Source organism: Shewanella nanhaiensis, from assembly GCF_019457885.1.
Taxonomy (GTDB): Bacteria; Pseudomonadota; Gammaproteobacteria; order Enterobacterales; family Shewanellaceae; genus Shewanella; species Shewanella nanhaiensis.
This window is the reverse complement of sequence record NZ_JAHZST010000080.1, coordinates 1-290: the sequence shown is the minus strand read 5'-3', so window position 1 is coordinate 290 and position 290 is coordinate 1. Positions and strand designations below refer to the sequence as shown.

General features: G+C 42.8%; 1 rRNA gene. It reads right to left on the bottom strand.

What is annotated here, in order from left to right:
• A 5S ribosomal RNA gene (gene rrf / locus K0625_RS24425) occupies positions 1–102 on the bottom strand; the annotation flags it as partial.
• Positions 103–290 lie beyond the last annotated feature (188 nt).

Below are 290 nucleotides of genomic sequence, written 5' to 3'. Positions count from 1 at the left end.
TACTCTCACATGGGGAGACCCCACACTACCATCGGCGCGATTGCGTTTCACTTCTGAGTTCGAGATGGGATCAGGTGGGACCACAATGCTATTGTTTCCAGACTAATTTGGTAAATTTGAAAAGCTTTCTAAATAATTAAGTCACACTAAATCAAGTACTTCGTATTCTTTCAGTTAAGCAAAACCATGTTACTTGCATGACCTCCATGGACGGAGGAAATGCCGCGAAATGATTGGACTCATTTCAGGTAAAACCCATCTGGGTTGTATGGTTAAGCCTCACGAGTCAT